Source organism: Serratia sp. D1N4 (genome assembly GCF_054552755.1).
Window position 1 is genome coordinate 2279036 of sequence record NZ_CM137274.1, and the last position, 15769, is coordinate 2294804.

General features: G+C 49.2%; 18 protein-coding genes. 14 read left to right on the forward strand and 4 right to left on the reverse strand.

The features are described from left to right. Positions 1 to 209 precede the first annotated feature (209 nt). From dbpA to ACX1CU_RS09850, 5 genes are all read left to right on the forward strand, one after another. Positions 210 to 1592, forward strand: a complete 1383-nt coding sequence (dbpA, locus tag ACX1CU_RS09830; RefSeq protein WP_459402373.1) for an ATP-dependent RNA helicase DbpA — start codon at positions 210 to 212, stop codon at positions 1590 to 1592. 85 nt (positions 1593 to 1677) lie between these two features. Continuing rightward, the gene (locus ACX1CU_RS09835) at positions 1678 to 2007 is read left to right on the forward strand and encodes a YebG family protein (protein ID WP_459402374.1); all 330 of its coding nucleotides are present in this window, start codon (positions 1678 to 1680) and stop codon (positions 2005 to 2007) included. A 39-nt stretch (positions 2008 to 2046) separates the two neighbouring features. Beyond that, a complete protein-coding gene (gene yqfB, locus ACX1CU_RS09840) occupies positions 2047 to 2355 on the forward strand; it encodes a N(4)-acetylcytidine aminohydrolase (RefSeq protein WP_459402375.1) in 309 nt (102 codons plus the stop codon). A 152-nt stretch (positions 2356 to 2507) separates the two neighbouring features. Then, entirely contained in the window at positions 2508 to 3161 is a 654-nt protein-coding gene (locus tag ACX1CU_RS09845; protein WP_459402376.1) for a tellurite resistance TerB family protein, read from the forward strand. Positions 3162 to 3232: 71 nt separating this feature from the next. Continuing rightward, positions 3233 to 5266: a S9 family peptidase gene (locus ACX1CU_RS09850; RefSeq protein WP_459402377.1), complete on the forward strand. Its 2034-nt coding sequence runs from the start codon at positions 3233 to 3235 to the stop codon at positions 5264 to 5266. Between the two features lie 33 nt (positions 5267 to 5299). On the opposite strand, the gene exoX is transcribed toward ACX1CU_RS09850, so the two are convergent. Further along, positions 5300 to 5968: an exodeoxyribonuclease X gene (gene exoX, locus ACX1CU_RS09855; RefSeq protein WP_459402378.1), complete on the reverse strand. Its 669-nt coding sequence runs from the start codon at positions 5966 to 5968 to the stop codon at positions 5300 to 5302. A 403-nt stretch (positions 5969 to 6371) separates the two neighbouring features. On the opposite strand from exoX, the gene ACX1CU_RS09860 reads away from it, so the two are divergent. Together ACX1CU_RS09860 and pip are read left to right on the forward strand one after the other, a co-directional pair. Then, positions 6372 to 6809 (forward strand): TraR/DksA C4-type zinc finger protein, encoded by a 438-nt coding sequence (locus tag ACX1CU_RS09860; protein WP_459402379.1) that lies wholly within the window; start codon positions 6372 to 6374, stop codon positions 6807 to 6809. 110 nt (positions 6810 to 6919) lie between these two features. Continuing rightward, positions 6920 to 7873 carry a prolyl aminopeptidase gene (gene pip / locus ACX1CU_RS09865; protein ID WP_459402380.1) on the forward strand — a complete coding sequence of 318 codons (954 nt, stop codon included), beginning with the start codon at positions 6920 to 6922 and terminating at the stop codon, positions 7871 to 7873. A 34-nt stretch (positions 7874 to 7907) separates the two neighbouring features. Here pip and ACX1CU_RS09870 read toward each other — a convergent pair whose 3' ends face one another. Next, the gene (locus ACX1CU_RS09870; RefSeq protein ID WP_459402769.1) at positions 7908 to 8138 is read right to left on the reverse strand and encodes a DNA polymerase III subunit theta; all 231 of its coding nucleotides are present in this window, start codon (positions 8136 to 8138) and stop codon (positions 7908 to 7910) included. A 340-nt stretch (positions 8139 to 8478) separates the two neighbouring features. Between ACX1CU_RS09870 and ftnA the strand changes: the two genes are divergently transcribed. From ftnA to ACX1CU_RS09900, 6 genes are all read left to right on the forward strand, one after another. Continuing rightward, positions 8479 to 8997, forward strand: coding sequence for a non-heme ferritin (gene ftnA / locus ACX1CU_RS09875; protein WP_459402381.1), 519 nt, complete (start codon positions 8479 to 8481; stop codon positions 8995 to 8997). A 270-nt stretch (positions 8998 to 9267) separates the two neighbouring features. Next, complete coding sequence (gene yobA, locus ACX1CU_RS09880) at positions 9268 to 9651, forward strand: CopC domain-containing protein YobA (RefSeq protein WP_459402382.1); 384 nt, start codon at positions 9268 to 9270, stop codon at positions 9649 to 9651. Between the two features lie 3 nt (positions 9652 to 9654). Next, entirely contained in the window at positions 9655 to 10536 is an 882-nt protein-coding gene (copD, locus tag ACX1CU_RS09885; protein WP_459402383.1) for a copper homeostasis membrane protein CopD, read from the forward strand. Positions 10537 to 10604: 68 nt separating this feature from the next. Next, positions 10605 to 10946 (forward strand): YebY family protein, encoded by a 342-nt coding sequence (locus ACX1CU_RS09890; protein WP_459402384.1) that lies wholly within the window; start codon positions 10605 to 10607, stop codon positions 10944 to 10946. Positions 10947 to 11487: 541 nt separating this feature from the next. Further along, positions 11488 to 11940, forward strand: coding sequence for a cell envelope integrity protein TolA (tolA, locus tag ACX1CU_RS09895; RefSeq protein WP_459402385.1), 453 nt, complete (start codon positions 11488 to 11490; stop codon positions 11938 to 11940). Positions 11941 to 12459: 519 nt separating this feature from the next. Beyond that, positions 12460 to 13041, forward strand: coding sequence for a hypothetical protein (locus ACX1CU_RS09900; protein WP_459402386.1), 582 nt, complete (start codon positions 12460 to 12462; stop codon positions 13039 to 13041). 443 nt (positions 13042 to 13484) lie between these two features. On the opposite strand, the gene ACX1CU_RS09905 is transcribed toward ACX1CU_RS09900, so the two are convergent. Then, a complete protein-coding gene (locus tag ACX1CU_RS09905) occupies positions 13485 to 14294 on the reverse strand; it encodes a hypothetical protein (protein WP_459402387.1) in 810 nt (269 codons plus the stop codon). A 494-nt stretch (positions 14295 to 14788) separates the two neighbouring features. After that, complete coding sequence (locus ACX1CU_RS09910; protein WP_459402388.1) at positions 14789 to 14971, reverse strand: hypothetical protein; 183 nt, start codon at positions 14969 to 14971, stop codon at positions 14789 to 14791. A 290-nt stretch (positions 14972 to 15261) separates the two neighbouring features. Here ACX1CU_RS09910 and ACX1CU_RS09915 point away from each other — a divergent pair, with 290 nt between their 5' ends. Next, positions 15262 to 15645, forward strand: coding sequence for a hypothetical protein (locus tag ACX1CU_RS09915; protein ID WP_459402389.1), 384 nt, complete (start codon positions 15262 to 15264; stop codon positions 15643 to 15645). The last annotated feature ends 124 nt before the right edge of the window (positions 15646 to 15769 follow it).

A 15769-nucleotide genomic window follows, 5' to 3' on the forward strand; every position in this document is an offset into this window, starting at 1 on the left:
ACCAATACGGTCTGATAACAGGCGCGCATTATATACGAAAACGATTGCGTGTGCAGAGGGTGAGATAACAAGGCCCGGAAACCTGCCGCTGGGAACAGTTTTTTTACCGCTGAAATCCGGAATCCACACTAACTCTGTTATCATCTGCGCCTGATTCGGTGCCAGCCCACGGGCGCGCCGCCTTTCCACTTGCTATAAGAGTTATTGCCGTGAGCACAGTTTCCTTTTCTTCCCTGCCGCTGCCAGCCGAACAGTTGGCCAACCTCAACGAACTGGGGTATGCCGAAATGACGCCGGTACAGGCCGCAGCGCTGCCCGCTATCCTGAAAGGGCAGGACGTTCGTGCCAAAGCGAAAACCGGCAGCGGCAAGACGGCGGCGTTCGGTATCGGTCTGCTGGATAAAATCAACGTTGCCCAAGTGGCGGCTCAGGCGCTGATCCTGTGCCCGACGCGTGAGCTGGCCGATCAGGTCAGCAAAGAGCTGCGCCGTTTGGCACGTTTCACCCAGAATATCAAAATCCTGACCCTGTGCGGCGGCCAACCGGTAGGGCCACAGCTCGATTCATTGGTGCATGCGCCGCATATCGTGGTAGGGACACCGGGGCGCATCCAGGAGCATCTGCGTAAAAAAACGCTAGTTCTGGACGACTTGAAGGTGTTGGTGCTGGATGAGGCCGATCGCATGCTGGACATGGGCTTTGCCGATGATATCGACGATGTGATCGGCTATACGCCGCCGCAACGCCAGACATTGCTGTTTTCCGCTACCTATCCGGCAGGCATTGAGCGCATCAGCGCCCGCGTGCAGCGTGAACCGCTGAATGTCGAAGTGGATGAAGGGGATGAGCCCACCACCATCGAACAGCGTTTCTATGAAACCACGCGCGATCAACGCCCGGCAGTGCTGGTGGCGGCGATCCGCCATTATCAACCCGCTTCCTGCGTGGTGTTCTGCAACACCAAGCGTGACTGCCAGAGCGTGTTTGAAGCGCTGGAAGCGCGCGGCATCAGCGTGCTGGCGCTGCATGGCGATCTTGAACAGCGCGATCGCGATCAGGTATTAGTGCGTTTCGCCAACCGCAGTTGCCGCGTACTGGTAGCGACCGACGTCGCGGCCCGTGGTCTGGATATCAAAGATCTGGAACTGGTGGTGAACTACGAACTGGCCTTTGACCCGGAAGTGCACGTACACCGCATTGGCCGTACTGGCCGTGCTGGTTTGAGCGGGCTGGCCATCAGCCTGTGTACGCCACAGGAAATGGCGCGCGTACATGCGATCGAAGAGTATCTGCAAATAACCGCCAACTGGGTGCCGGTTTCAGAGCTGAGCGGTGCGTCAAGTGCCTCGTTGGAGGCTGAAATGGTCACCTTGTGTATCGATGGCGGCCGCAAGGCGAAAATCCGCCCTGGCGATATTCTCGGTGCGCTGACCGGCGATGCCGGGCTGACGGCAGCGGATGTAGGCAAAATAGATATGTTCCCGGTGCATGCTTACGTGGCGATCCGCAAGGCCAGCGCACGCAAGGCGCTGCAACAGCTTCAGCAGGGCAAAATCAAAGGCAAAAGCTGCAAAGCGCGGCTGCTGAAATAATAAACGGCGGAGCGCTTGCGCTCCTGCTCGATATGATATTATACTGTATGAAATTACAGTATTCTAACCTTTGAGGAATGCGCAAATGGCTGTTGAAGTGAAATATGTAGTAGTAAGAAACGGTGAGGAAAAAATGACTTTCGCTAACAAGAAAGATGCCGATGCCTACGACAAAATGCTGGATCTGGCCGACAGCCTCGGTGAGTGGCTGCAACAGGCACCGATTACCCTTGAAGATGAACAGCGTGAAGGGCTGAGCTTCTTCCTGGCAGAGAATAAAGACGCGTTGGCGCAGATCCTGCGTGGTGCAGCGCCACAGGAAACAGTGAAAAAGCCGGCTAAAGCCAAAGCTGAAAAACCGGTCGCTATCCTGAAAGAAGAATCCACCTCCGAGTCAGAACAGCAGGCTGCATAATCAGTCATGCAACCGCCTCATGATGAACAAGGAAGTGGAATGGTCCGTGAAATAACCTTTTTCAGCCGCTTTGAGCAAGACATTATGGCCGGGCGCAAAACCATCACCATTCGGGATGCCAGTGAGTCCCATTTCCAGCCCGGTGAGGTGTTGCGCGTGAGCCGTAATGAAGATGGCGTATTTTTCTGCTTTATTGAAGTGCAATCGGTCACGCCGATTCGTTTAGGGGCGTTGACCGAAGCGCATGCCCAGCAGGAGAATATGACGCTGAGCGAACTGAAACAGGTGATCAAACAGATCTATCCAGGGCTGGATGAGCTGTTTGTGATTGCCTTCAGTAAACGTTAATTCCTTGCCTGGCTGAGTATTTAATGGCTCTGCGACACAGATTTGCATCTTTCATACATTTATTGACAAATAATCCCTTAATCTGAAGATTGATCGGCGATCTGGCCTGTACGCGCCCGCACGCCTGAATTTCACCTATTCAGAGGTAGACAATGAAAAATAACTGGATGCAACAGATTCAATCCATGCTCGGTGACAAAGCCAGCTCAATGGGCGGTACGGAAGGCATTGGTAAATTACTGGCCCCGACCGCGCTGGGCGGTCTGGTAGGCGTTCTATTAGCCAACAAGTCTTCCCGCAAGATGGTGGGCAAGTTTGGTAAAAATGCGTTGATTATCGGTGGCAGTGCCGCGTTAGGCGCCGTGCTGTGGAACAAATACAAGCAGCGCGTCAAAGAAACGCACCAGGAAGAGGCGCAGTTTGGCTTGCAGAGCACGCCAGCGGATTTGCGTGCTAAACGGCTGGTACAAGCGCTGGTGTTTGCCGCCAAAAGCGACGGCCACATTGACGCAGAAGAAAAGCAAGCTATCGACCATAGCCTGGAGCAACTGCAGGTGGGGGATGAGGCTCAAAGTTGGGTGCAGCAAGCCATCGACCAACCGCTGAATCCCGATCTCATCGCGCAAAGCGTGAAAAATGAAGATGAAGCGTTAGAAGTGTATTACCTGAGCTGCATGGTGATTGATGTCGATCACTTTATGGAGCGCAGCTACCTTGATGCTTTGGCACAATCGCTGAAAATTCCGGCTGATGTCAAGCAGGGCATCGAAAGTGACGTTCACGAGAAAAAACGCGATTTGGCGTAGCCCTGCGGCTTGTTAATCTGGTGGGGATCGTGTCACTCTTGCCTTAATCAAGGTAAGCGGATGATTTAGCAATGATGACACCCCCTAAGGCAGAAAAACGTCCTTATCCGATCACCACTCACGGTGACACTCGTATAGATGACTATTACTGGTTGCGTGATGACGATCGCACAGATCCCCAGGTACTGAACTACTTACAGGCAGAAAATGCCTACACTGATGCACAGTTGAAGCCGCAGCAGGCGCTGCGTGAAACGCTGTATCAGGAGATGGTGGCGCGTATCCCGCAGCAGGAACATTCCGTGCCATACGTTAAGCGCGGTTTTCGCTATCAGACCCGTTACGAGCCTGGTAATGAATATGCGCTCTATGTACGCCAGCCAGAAGCGGCAAGTGAACAGTGGAGCACCTTGATCGATGGTAATCTGCGGGCCGAAGGGCACGAATTTTACACGCTGGGTGGGTTGGAGGTAAGTCCCGACAACCAGCGCCTGGCGGTGGCGGAGGATTTCCTGTCACGTCGTCAGTACGATATTCGTTTTAAAAACCTGCATGATAATAGCTGGCTTGAAGAAGTGCTGGAGAACACGTCCGGCAATTTCGAGTGGGTGAACGATTCCTCTACCGTCTATTACGTCCGCAAACATGCTAAAACGCTGCTGCCATATCAGGTCTATCGACACGTGGTTGGCAGCGATCCGCAGCAAGACGTGCTGGTCTATGAAGAACAGGATGATACCTTCTACGTCAGCCTGGAAAAAACCACCTCAGAGCGTTTTATCCTGATCCATCTCAGCAGCACCACGACATCGGAAATTCTGCTGTTGGATGCGGATAATGCCGATAGCACCCCGCAGATGTTTGTACCGCGCCGTAAAGATCACGAATATGCCGTCGACCATTATCATCAGCATTTTTACATTCGCTCTAATAAAGACGGCAAGAACTTTGGTCTTTACCAGAGCGAGCAAGCCGATGAGGTGCAATGGCAGGCGCTGATCGCGCCACGAGCCGAGGTGATGCTGGAGGGATTCAGTCTGTTCCGCGACTGGCTGGTGGTGGAGGAGCGTATTGCTGGCCTGACGCAGTTACGCCAAATCCATTGGCGCACGGGTGAAGACAAGAGCATTGCCTTCGACGATCCAACCTATGTCACCTGGCTGGCGTACAACCCGCAGCCAGAAACTGCCCTGCTGCGCTATGGCTACTCTTCAATGACGACCCCCAGCACGCTGTATGAATTGAATCTGGACAGCGGTGAGCGCGTACAACTCAAGCAGCAGGAAGTGAAAAACTTCACTGCGGAAAATTATCGCAGCGAGCGGGTGTGGGTGAAGGCGCGTGACGGCGTTGAGGTACCGGTATCGCTGGTTTACCGTCCCGATCGTTTTGCTCACGGCGCGAATCCGCTATTGGTTTACGCTTATGGTTCGTACGGCAGCAGCATGGATCCGGCGTTCAGTGCTAGCCGCCTTAGCCTGCTGGATCGTGGTTTTGTTTTCGCTCTGGCACACATTCGCGGCGGTGCTGATCTAGGCCAGCTGTGGTATGAAGACGGTAAATTGTTTAAAAAGCAGAATACCTTCAACGACTTTATCGACGTGACCGAAACGCTGGTGGCACAAGGCTATGGCGATAACCAACGCGTGTTTGCCATGGGGGGCAGTGCTGGGGGGCTATTGATGGGAGCTATCATCAATCAGGCACCGCAGTTGTACCATGGCGTGGTCGCGCAGGTGCCGTTTGTTGACGTAGTCACTACTATGCTGGATGAGACGATCCCGCTGACGACCGGTGAGTATGATGAATGGGGTAACCCGAACGACAAGGCTTACTACGACTATATCAAGCAGTACAGCCCTTACGATCAGGTGAAAGCGCAGGATTACCCGCATATGCTGGTGACAACCGGGTTGCATGATTCACAGGTGCAATACTGGGAACCAGCCAAATGGGTGGCGAAGCTGCGCGAACTTAAGACTGACGATCATCAGCTGCTGCTGCATACCGATATGGATGCAGGCCACGGTGGTAAATCCGGCCGCTTTAAAGCCTATGAGGATATAGCGTTGGAGTATGCGTTTATTCTTTCGCTGGCTGAGTAGTAAAAACGCGGGCGGTGCAAGCTGCCCGCGTTGTTATCCGATCAGATAATACTTCAGCGTATGTTTCATATCCGGGCTGAGATCGTCGATGGATTTCAGCATCCAACGCAGATAGCCAGGATCGTCCTGCGCCACACGTTCAATCTCTTGGCCGCGATACTTACCGAATTTGAATTTTTTCAGCAACACCGGTTGTTCGGTGATCTGCACCATCTGCTCTGGCGTCCAGCCTGAGTCCCGCATAATGCGTTGCAGCAGTGCGGCGGTCACGTAGCAGTCATACAGTGCTCGATGTGGGTAGAGCGTGGTGTCCTGCGGCAGTTGGACATCCAGGTTCAGGGCATAGCGCAGGTATTGGTTGCCATATTTGATGTCCGGGTAGAGCGTTCGCGCCAGCTTGACGGTACAGATCCAGGCACCATTCATTTCTGGCAATACTCCGCGATCGAACGCCGCATTGTGCGCCACATAATATTCACTGCCCTGATAGCGACCAATTGCCACTGCGATGCGTGGCTTGCCTTCAACCATCTGTTCGGTGATATGGTGAATGGCCATGGCATCCAGGCCAATCGGTCGATCGGGGCTGATCAGGTCGCTCATCGGGTTGGTGATACGCCCATCGATCACATCGACAGAGGCCACTTCCACCACGCCGCCATCCAACCCGCAGGTTTCGGTATCTATTACACGTAAGCTCATGTTCTTCTCGGTGACAGTCTCTTGTTTTAGCATAACGATACGTGACACTGGTGTTTTCAGACAACAAAAAACCCGCCTCGGCGGGTTTAACTATGCTTGGAAGTACGCTTATTCACCAGAGGGTTGATCTTTCTTGGCACGCTTACCGGCACGTTTTTCTGCTGGGGTTTTTAACGGCTTCTTCTTTGCATTTTTCTTGCTATCCATTCCCTTACTCATTATGGCCTCTCAGTTACCTATGGTTGGGTCGGTTGCTGTCCTATTAACCCCATAACGGCAATCATATGCAAGCAGCAAAGAGTGAACTGACATTAACGCGTTGTTAATCCAATGATTATTAATTACTAACATTCCATAAGCTAAAACTGTTACAATATAACAAAAATGCATATCGGAGATATCCATGACTGTAATGACGTTGTTAAGCGAGCAGCAACTGCTAGCGATGCCGGAATCTGATTACATGAATGCTGAGCAGCGGGCGTTTTTCCGTCAGCGTTTGCTGGAAGAACAACAAAAACTCTGGCAGCACATTGACGTGCTGAAGCGAGATATCGATAGCGGTGACGTGAGTGGTGATGAGGCTGATAAAGCTGCGCGTGAAGAAGATCTGCGGTTGCTGTTCCGTCAGTTGGATCGAGAAAGCCGCCTGTTACCGAAGATGACCGCCGCATTAGCGCGGCTGGAAAATGGTGACTACGGCTACTGCCTGGAAACGGGGGAACCAATCGGTTTGGGGCGCTTGTTATTACGCCCGACGGCGGAGTTGGGTATTGAGGCTAAAACGGCACAAGAGATGCGTGAACCGCATTTGCGCAAAAGTAAATCGACGTCATTTTAAGCAAATTCCCGCTAATATGTTGGTGTAATTAAGTATTTTCTTGTTTTGACGTTGACCTGATGCGCGGCTTCGGCTTTGATGAATGAATGACTCACAGAGACGGAAGCGCCATGGAACAATTACGAGGTTTGTACCCGCCATTATCAGCTTATGATAGCGGTTGGCTGGACACCGGGGATGGTCACCGGATCTACTGGGAACTGAGTGGTAATCCAAACGGCAAACCTGCCGTATTTCTCCACGGTGGCCCTGGTGGTGGGATTGCTCCCTACCATCGACAGTTGTTCGACCCTGAGCGCTATCAGGTGCTGCTGTTCGATCAACGCGGCTGTGGCCGTTCCAAGCCGCATGCCAGCCTGGACAACAACACCACCTGGCATCTGGTCGCAGATATCGAACGGCTGCGGAAGATGATCGGCGTGGAACAATGGCTGGTGTTCGGCGGCTCTTGGGGATCCACACTGGCGTTGGCTTATGCACAAACACATCCGCAATCCGTCAGTGAGATGGTGTTGCGTGGCATATTCACGCTGCGCAAGCAGGAGCTCAGTTGGTATTACCAGGATGGCGCTTCACGTTTCTTCCCCGATAAATGGGAGCGCGTGTTGTCTATTCTGTCAGAAGAAGAGCGGAAAGACGTTATCACCGCTTATCGCCAGCGTTTGACGTCGCCAGATCTCCAGGTACAGCTCGAAGCCGCTAAACTGTGGAGCGTGTGGGAAGGTGAAACGGTCACGCTTTTGCCGAATGGTGCGTCGGCTTCTTTCGGTGAGGATAATTTTGCGCTGGCCTTCGCCCGTATCGAAAATCACTACTTTACCCATCTGGGTTTTCTCGACAGTGATGACCAACTGCTGAAAAACGTATCCTTGATCCGCCATATCCCGGCGGTCATTGTCCATGGCCGCTACGATATGGCCTGCCAGCTACAAAATGCCTGGGATCTGGCGAAAGCCTGGCCAGAGGCAGAACTGCATATTGTCGAAGGTGCTGGGCATGCAACGGATGAACCGGGTATTCTACACCGCTTGATGTTGGCTACCGATCGCTTTGCTGGCAAGTAGCTGACCAGGAAGCCTGCCATATCGGTGGGCTTTTCTACTTCACTTTAGGCTCATACGGCAGGCGGGAGAACTTGTGCGATTCAGCACGATAATGCGCCACACGTTCACGGAAGTAATCCCGCAGATGTGCGGGCTGTTCCCGCTCTAACATCTCAGGGATCACCGGCATGTTGTAGCGTTCTTTGAACGCCACACCCGAGGCGGCGAGATCAACGTTCACTTTGTCCATCTCATCTTTGGAAAGCTCTGCCAGATTGTAACCCATGGTATTTTCCTTCAGGTTGTTGCATTGAATCAGCGCAGAAGGTAATTCACCCTTGGTCACTTGGCAAGCCTGAAGCAGGCATAAATCGCTATTTTATTTTCAGCAGTATGGAAGATATTATTTTTTATCAAATAGTAACCATTCTCCTTACAAGGGAATATAAAATTAAGGGGGTATTCTCACCATATTACCCACTACTCTGAAGGGTTATTTAACATCATGAAAAAATAAATAAAATTCATAGTGAAAGGGGCGTTAATCAAGGGTTTTTATTTTGTTTTAATCAGGGCATAATGCAGGCGAATCAATTTTATCTTCTCGAAAAATAAAAGGAATCATCATGCTAGCGCAAGAAATGATAAAAAAGCTGAATGAACAACTTAATCTGGAATTATATTCTGCAAATCTGTACCTGCAGATGAGCGCCTGGTGTAGTGATAAAGGCTTTGAGGGCGCAGCCGGGTTCCTGAAAGAGCATTCTCAGGAAGAGATGCAGCACATGCAACGTCTGTTTGATTACCTGAGCGACACTGGCGCATTACCTTTGTTAGGCAGTATTGCGGCACCACCGGTAGAATTTGAATCGCTGGCTGACGTTTTCCAACAAACTTATGAGCATGAGCAGCTGATTACTCGTGAAATCAATGAGTTGGCGCATGTAGCAATGACCACCCGCGATTACTCTACTTTCCACTTCCTACAGTGGTATGTTGCTGAGCAGCACGAAGAAGAAAAACTGTTCAAATCCGTGCTGGATAAGTTGGCGCTGGTGGGCAACAGCGGTAAGGCACTGTTCTTCGTGGATAAAGATTTGAAGAAAATGGGTCCAGCCTCCGCAGGCGGCAACGGCCAGGCTTGAGGATAGTTTTTTGAAAAACCGCGTGTTCTGTTCTTCACAGCACGCGGTTTTTTATACCCTGTGTTTATCATGGTTTTTCAGCGATACGTGCTGCTAAACAGCAAAATACCAGTGATGTACTCGACTTGCTGATTCACCACCGTTATGATTCAACGCGATACGTTGCTAAAACCGCAGCGCAATCATTGTGGTGGGGTGAGGCTGCGGAAACATCGCTCCGGTTAACGGCCCGCCTCTTATCACCTTCATTATGATAAAAGGGATTCCTCTGTGATCGCTAAAATTCGTTCATCCTATCGCCTGCTTTCTACCATTTTCGTGCTGTTTGTCGGGCTTTCCTCCCAGCAGGCTCTGGCGCATGCCCACCTTAAAGTGCAGACTCCTGCGGCAGATACCACTGTCAGTTCGGCTCCGAAAATGCTGACGCTGAATTTCTCTGAAGGTATCGAACCAAGCTTCAGCGGTGTGAAAGTAACCGGCCCTGAGCAAAAGGTAGTGAAAACCGGCAAATTGAGCCTGGAGCCGAATAACAGCACGCAGATCAACGTGCCGATTGAAACGGAGCTGACGGCGGGGAAATATAACGTCAGCTGGCATGTCGTTTCAGTCGATGGCCACAAAACCAAAGGCCAATACAGCTTTACCGTAAACTGACCGATGACTCTGGCGACTCTTTTTACTCTGTGTCGCTTTGCGCACTTTGCGGCGGTGATGCTGATGTTTGGCATCAGCCTGTTCACCGCCTTACTGTCGCCGCAGCGTTTCTCTCCGCTCATTACCCGCGATTTACATCCGCTGTTGCTGGTATCGACCTGGTTCGCTGCGCTTACCGCGCTGTTGATGCTGGCGGTACAGGCTGGGCTAATGGGGGAAGGTTGGGGCGATACCTGGCAGTTGGCAATCTGGTGGGTGGTGCTAGGTACTACGTTTGGTGAAGCCTGGCGCTGGCATTTGGCGGTGGCGTTGTTGGCTTTACTGGCGCTGCGTTTGCCCGATCCTAAACGTGCCAATGTGCTCACCGGATGCTCGGTCTTGTTGCTAATCAGTATGGCGTTTATCGGTCATGCCGCGATGCACGATGGTGCTCTGGGCCTTGCGCACCGTTTTAACCATGCGTTGCATCTGCTGGCAGCGAGCTATTGGTTTGGTTGTTTGTTACCGCTGCTGGTTTGCCTGCGTTACCTGTCACAGCCACAGTGGCGCAGCGATGCGCTGGCGACGCTAATCCGCTTTTCCCGCTGGGGCCATGTGGCCGTAGCGCTGGTGATCCTCACCGGCATCGTTAATAGCCTGATGATCCTTGGTCATTGGCCGTTGAACGTTGATTCGGCCTATCAGCGTCTGTTATTGCTTAAAATCGCGTTGGTGGCTCTGATGGTTTTGGTGGCGCTGGTCAACCGTTACGTTATCGTGCCAACGATGCATAGCACGTCCACGCTGGCACAACGTGGGTTAGTCATGGCCTGCTGGTGTGAAGTGGTGTTGGGGGCCGCAGTCCTGTTGTTGGTCAGTTTGTTTGCAACCTATGCGCCGGTATGACAATGCAGCTTGCCGGGAGCCCCTGACTTGCGGGAAAATCGAATCAAATCGCAACATAAGGCAATATCATGAAATCTGTAATTCTTGGCATCGCACTGCTGGCGATGGCGACCGGCACATTGGCGGCGGATAAACTGGTTAACGTCACTAAGCTGGAATACGGAAACCAGTGGGCGTTTACCAAAGAGGAAGTGACGCTGCAATGCCGCAAGGGCAATGCGCTGTTTGTGCTCAACAACAGCACCCTGATGCAGTATCCGCTGAATGATGCGGCGCAGGCCCAAGTGAAAGCAGGGCAGCAACGTGCTCAGCCTTTGGATGTGCTCTTGCTGGATGATGCCAATAACCCAGGTAAGAAAATGAGCGTTGAAATTTTTCACGCAAGAGCAGAAAAGCTCTGTGCTGACTAAGCGCTTATCTACCAACGGGTTATGAAAGGGTTGACGAAGTGAGTGAAATTTACGTAATTAATTTCTACATGAAATTATCACTTACCGTGCGGCTGGCTGGCAAAAGTAGCATGTTCAGCTACTCTTAAAGTGCATGGCTGAGTAAGCCCTGCACAAATGCCAACTTTTAGCGCACGGCTCTCTCCCAAGAGCCATTTCCCTAGACCGAATATAGGAATCGTATTCGGTCTTTTTTTATGTCACTGATTTATAAGGATAAAAAATAAATTCCACGAAAATACACGAAATTTCCACGAATTTTGATATTCGGTCTTTTACAACATTACGTACTCCTTCCCCCTCGTATCGAGATACTTGTCCGTCATTTTCACCGATTTATGCCCCAGTAATTTCATCGCAAATTCCTTTCCCTTCTCAATGTAGTTCGCTGTTGGCCGAAACAGGCAAAACTCATTAAATATCAAAAAATCGCTCTAACCTCTTGAATCTTTTTCTGTTAGTTTATTATTCTTTGCTGCAAATACTCCATAAGGAACAGGGCATGAAGAGGGGCTATCTAGGATTTGAAAAAGGCTTGCTAACATTGGCATTAGTAATTGCCACATCGTTGTTAGCAGGGTGTGTGAAGACAGATTCTGCGATTAAAACCCGGCTATCGGGAGATGGTGTCGATGATCTTTTTCTCCCCCTCAACGGCAAAACACCCCCGCAGCCTGACGAGGAGATTAGTAAGTACGTTACGCAGATCCAAACCGCTATTCAAAGCAATTTTTACGATGCCAATTCATATGCTGGTAAGCAATGCGATTTAAGAATCAAGCTAGCTCCGGATGGGATGCTTTTGGATGTTCAGGCTGTAGATGGAGATCCTGCACTTTGTCGCGCAGCTATAAAAGCAACAACAAATACGAGCTTTCCTAAACCCCCTTCACAAGCTGTTTATAGTGCTTTTAAAAATGCCTTACTGGATTTTCGCCCTGTAGCGACTGAATGATAAAAGCATCGGGGTTGAATGTGATTGTTTAGCTACGATAAGTACAAGGACGTGACATTAGCAAAGAAGAAGCCACACTATTTCTTGATGATCTCACCATGCTTTTAGGGGAGGGGATCGCCAAGGAAGAGGTTTATAATGTGTTACGGATTTTAGAACTCAGGCGACAAACAGCAAAGTTGGAGTTCATAAAACGCTCATTAACCACTTCAAGTGGTAAATAGCGATATCGGCTGTTGAAATCCCCAAAATCGCCACTATATAGCAGTTAACGCTGCCCCGTACCGGCTTCGTGATGTTTTTTAGGGTTAAACATCGGGAGGGGCAGCGGTCAGAAACTTTCTTTCCTTCCCCCTTTATCCCCATGCCTAATGAAAGAGTGCAGTATGATACTGTGAAAATCTAATTTTATGCGTTGGTAACACAGGCGTTAAAAATCCCGCAAAAAAACATTGCTATATGATTGTTTTTTATTTAATAATTTCAAGGCCAATTAAAGTCTTCATGGGGGGAGCGATTGTGGGTACCAAATTCATTCTAAGCCTACTTTTGTTCTCATTGTTAAGTTGTCTATTTTGTCCTGATGCAGGTGCGGCCAAGACAGGCACAATTACGATAAAGTTTGGCGAAACAACAGAGGATGCGTTTAAAAAAATACATCCTAGATCAGTAAAAGTAGGTTTTAATAAAGTTCTGAAGGGTAATATTTACCTATTAACTCCTAACCTGAACGACGATGTGCGTAAGGATATCGTCCCTGAAGATCTCGACAAAGTTTTAGTACTATTTGATGAAAGTAAGAATTTGGTTGCATTGCAACTGAAATTCAGAAAAGACTCTTTCGGCTTGGGCAGTTCTGTGCTTGCAAAGAAATATGCCGTCATTGCTGAGAAAAACACAATTTTTGGCACTAAGTATATAGGTTTGTACAACGAGGGAGTTTTTATTTACCTTATCACACCATTCTACTTTTCAGGTTCTACCCTATTCTTTATAAGAAGTGACAGCAAAGAAAATATTCTACAAAAGGCTCCTGAAAGTCTATTGATTAATGAGGTTAAACTTCTTGATTTCATGGCAGATAAATGTTTTACGCCATAACAGTAACCTTGGCTATTTAATGAGTAAGTATATAATTTTTGTAAGCAACCTGTTTTAGGCTGTTTCTCACACTGGCCTGTGTCCGTTAGTCACTGATTATGGCGAGTTAAGGATGTTTTCATCTAAAAGTGAGATGGATTATTGTAAGGCGAACATCAGAAATTGCGAGGCATTAAAATTAAAAAATAATGTTCATGAGCTCACTGTCACACCTCAATTTAAAGATGGCGGGTGGTATTTTTGTGGAAAAGGATAATCAGGTGATTTCTGGCTCATGCGACCGTCTACGGGCAGTTTTTTATTAGCATTACATAGCAACCTTCTGAGGCTGGTGCGCAATGCGCAAGCAAAACTATCAGCAGAGCTTGCCTGGTCACCCTGACAGTTAAGGGACACCCCCTAAAATTAGGGCTGGTGCAAATAAGGGCTCTGCCGCATTAAGACTATTGTACTTTGAGCACTGGCTGATCCACGACTAATGCCCCATTTTTATAAACCATCAGCACACCCGGCGGACTATCACTGGTGCCTACCACCGTCACCTGGCATTCATATTGGTAAGGGCCGCTTTGAAATTGAAATGTGTGATTGCCACCACTGCCATCGAATTTTACCTCGCCATTTTTCAGCACCAGATCTGGTTTATCACCGATCGAATTTCCCTTGGCCCAAGAGGCATAGCGATACTTGCCATTGTTCAACTGATCGATGCGAATAGTAAATTTTTCGGTCTGCCACATCAGCACGGGACGTTGATACTCTTTCAGGCTTGGGTGCAGGGCATTTTTTTGTTTGGCGATCAGTTCGCTGGCTAGCTTGGCTTCAAGCGCTGCCTGATAATTGACGGCAATAATATTACCATCGTAATCCATCCATATCTTACCGCTACCCAACATAATGCCGCGCCATCCCATCGCCTGCCAATCTTGTTCGGCACGAGATTGTGCAATGGTGTCGAGAAGGGTGCTATCAAATACCTCATCAAAGCGTGCAAGCATCTCCTGTGGCCCGCTGATTGCCGCAAGAGGATATTCTCGCTTTAAAGGGTAGGCGATCCGGTTGACAATGGCCTGATGATCCTTATTTTTTGCCGCATCGATAAAAGAGTGCACTACAGGCTGATATTTTACGGGGAGAAGATCCTGTTGCCCATAAACAGATGCCGTACTCAGTACCAGCCCCAGGATCCCGAATACTCCTTGCCTACACCAGGTCATCACGCATGATTGGCCAAACCTTTTCGCTTGTTTCATTCTGTTCACCGATAATTATTTTGCTTGTATCTTAAAGAAATTGTTGTTGCTTTTGTAACCCAACGTTGGGGGGCCTTTTCGGGCCAGGGCCATTCGCACACATTGCTGCGTTATTCGCCGCTTATTAGGCCCACTACGCGCAAGTGACTGCCAGCTGTGCTGTTCCAACAATGTGAGCAAACGACATTTACCAGCAAACGCTTGGTGATGCAGTTATGCCGTTGCAGGTGAGGCAGGGGGAACTGGATGTATGTGCCTCTCGTATCGATGGGTTGATTAAGTGGCAGCGGGATAATGCAGGGAAATGAGTATGCGAGCTTGGTGCAACCACCGGCAACGATGTTAAGCACATTGTTGAGCCCGCGACATAAATTTATACCAGTTTCAATTTAAATCAAGTCGGTCAATAAGAATTGGCTGAAATCAGGTTTTTTCTTGTATTCCCAATATGACCACCATGACAGATGGCACTCAACGAGCACGGTCTGTCATGGTTACTTCAGTTCTTTTAATTTTGGGCTGGTAATCCAAATGATAGTGCTCATGAGCACAACGCCGATGAACCAAGGCCACTTGGCACCATCTAAGTAGTTGTCACCTATTTGATTACCTAGAGTGGTGCAGGTATAGAGGGTTGTAAACATGAACCAGCCCCTTATGAATGATGCTTTAGTCATGAGAGTTTCCTTTCTTGTTGGTAAGTTCAATATCAATCCATTTTTGATGGCACGCAAGTAAATCAATAAACAAGATCCTCGGCATAATCCAGGGCTTTTATTGCATCACAGAGCATCTGCAGTGTGGGCATTCGGTATACTCCTCATCCGCGAAGAGTACGACCAGGTAATGGAAGATGACGTTCGGCGCTGGAAAGAGATAATGGGAAAAGGGTGCGAATGTTCATTGCCCTGCTTCTGTGCTCTGCTACCATGTAATGAGTTGTTACTTGTCTATGGGAAGGGATGAAATGAAAAAGATTTTTGCCGCTGTACTGCTAGCATCGCTACTGACTGGTTGCGTATCTTCAGCTGGTAACGAAAACCTACATAAAGAAACCCAAACGAGCATAAAAAGTAAGATTAAAGAGGGTGTAACAACGAAGACTGAAATCAAAGGAATGCTGGGTACTCCGGATAACGTTAGTTTTACCGATAGCAAGAATGAAATCTGGATATATGAATACGTTGAAGCTACGGTCACTGGGGAGTCCTACATCCCATTCTATGGTTTATTCCATAACGGGATGAAGGGCACCCAAAAAGATCTTACTATTACTTTTAATGGTGACGTGGTTGAGAAGTACACCATCGTTGAGTCACCTCTCGAAACCAAGACAGGATGGGCTGATTAAAGGTTATAGATCCTGCTATCTCAATCACTGTATCCAAGCCCAGTTATTGTGGGCTTTTTGTTGTCTGTGTAGCATTGATTCTCTATTAGTTGACAGTGTGCATTTTTTATTTTATCCAGTAGGG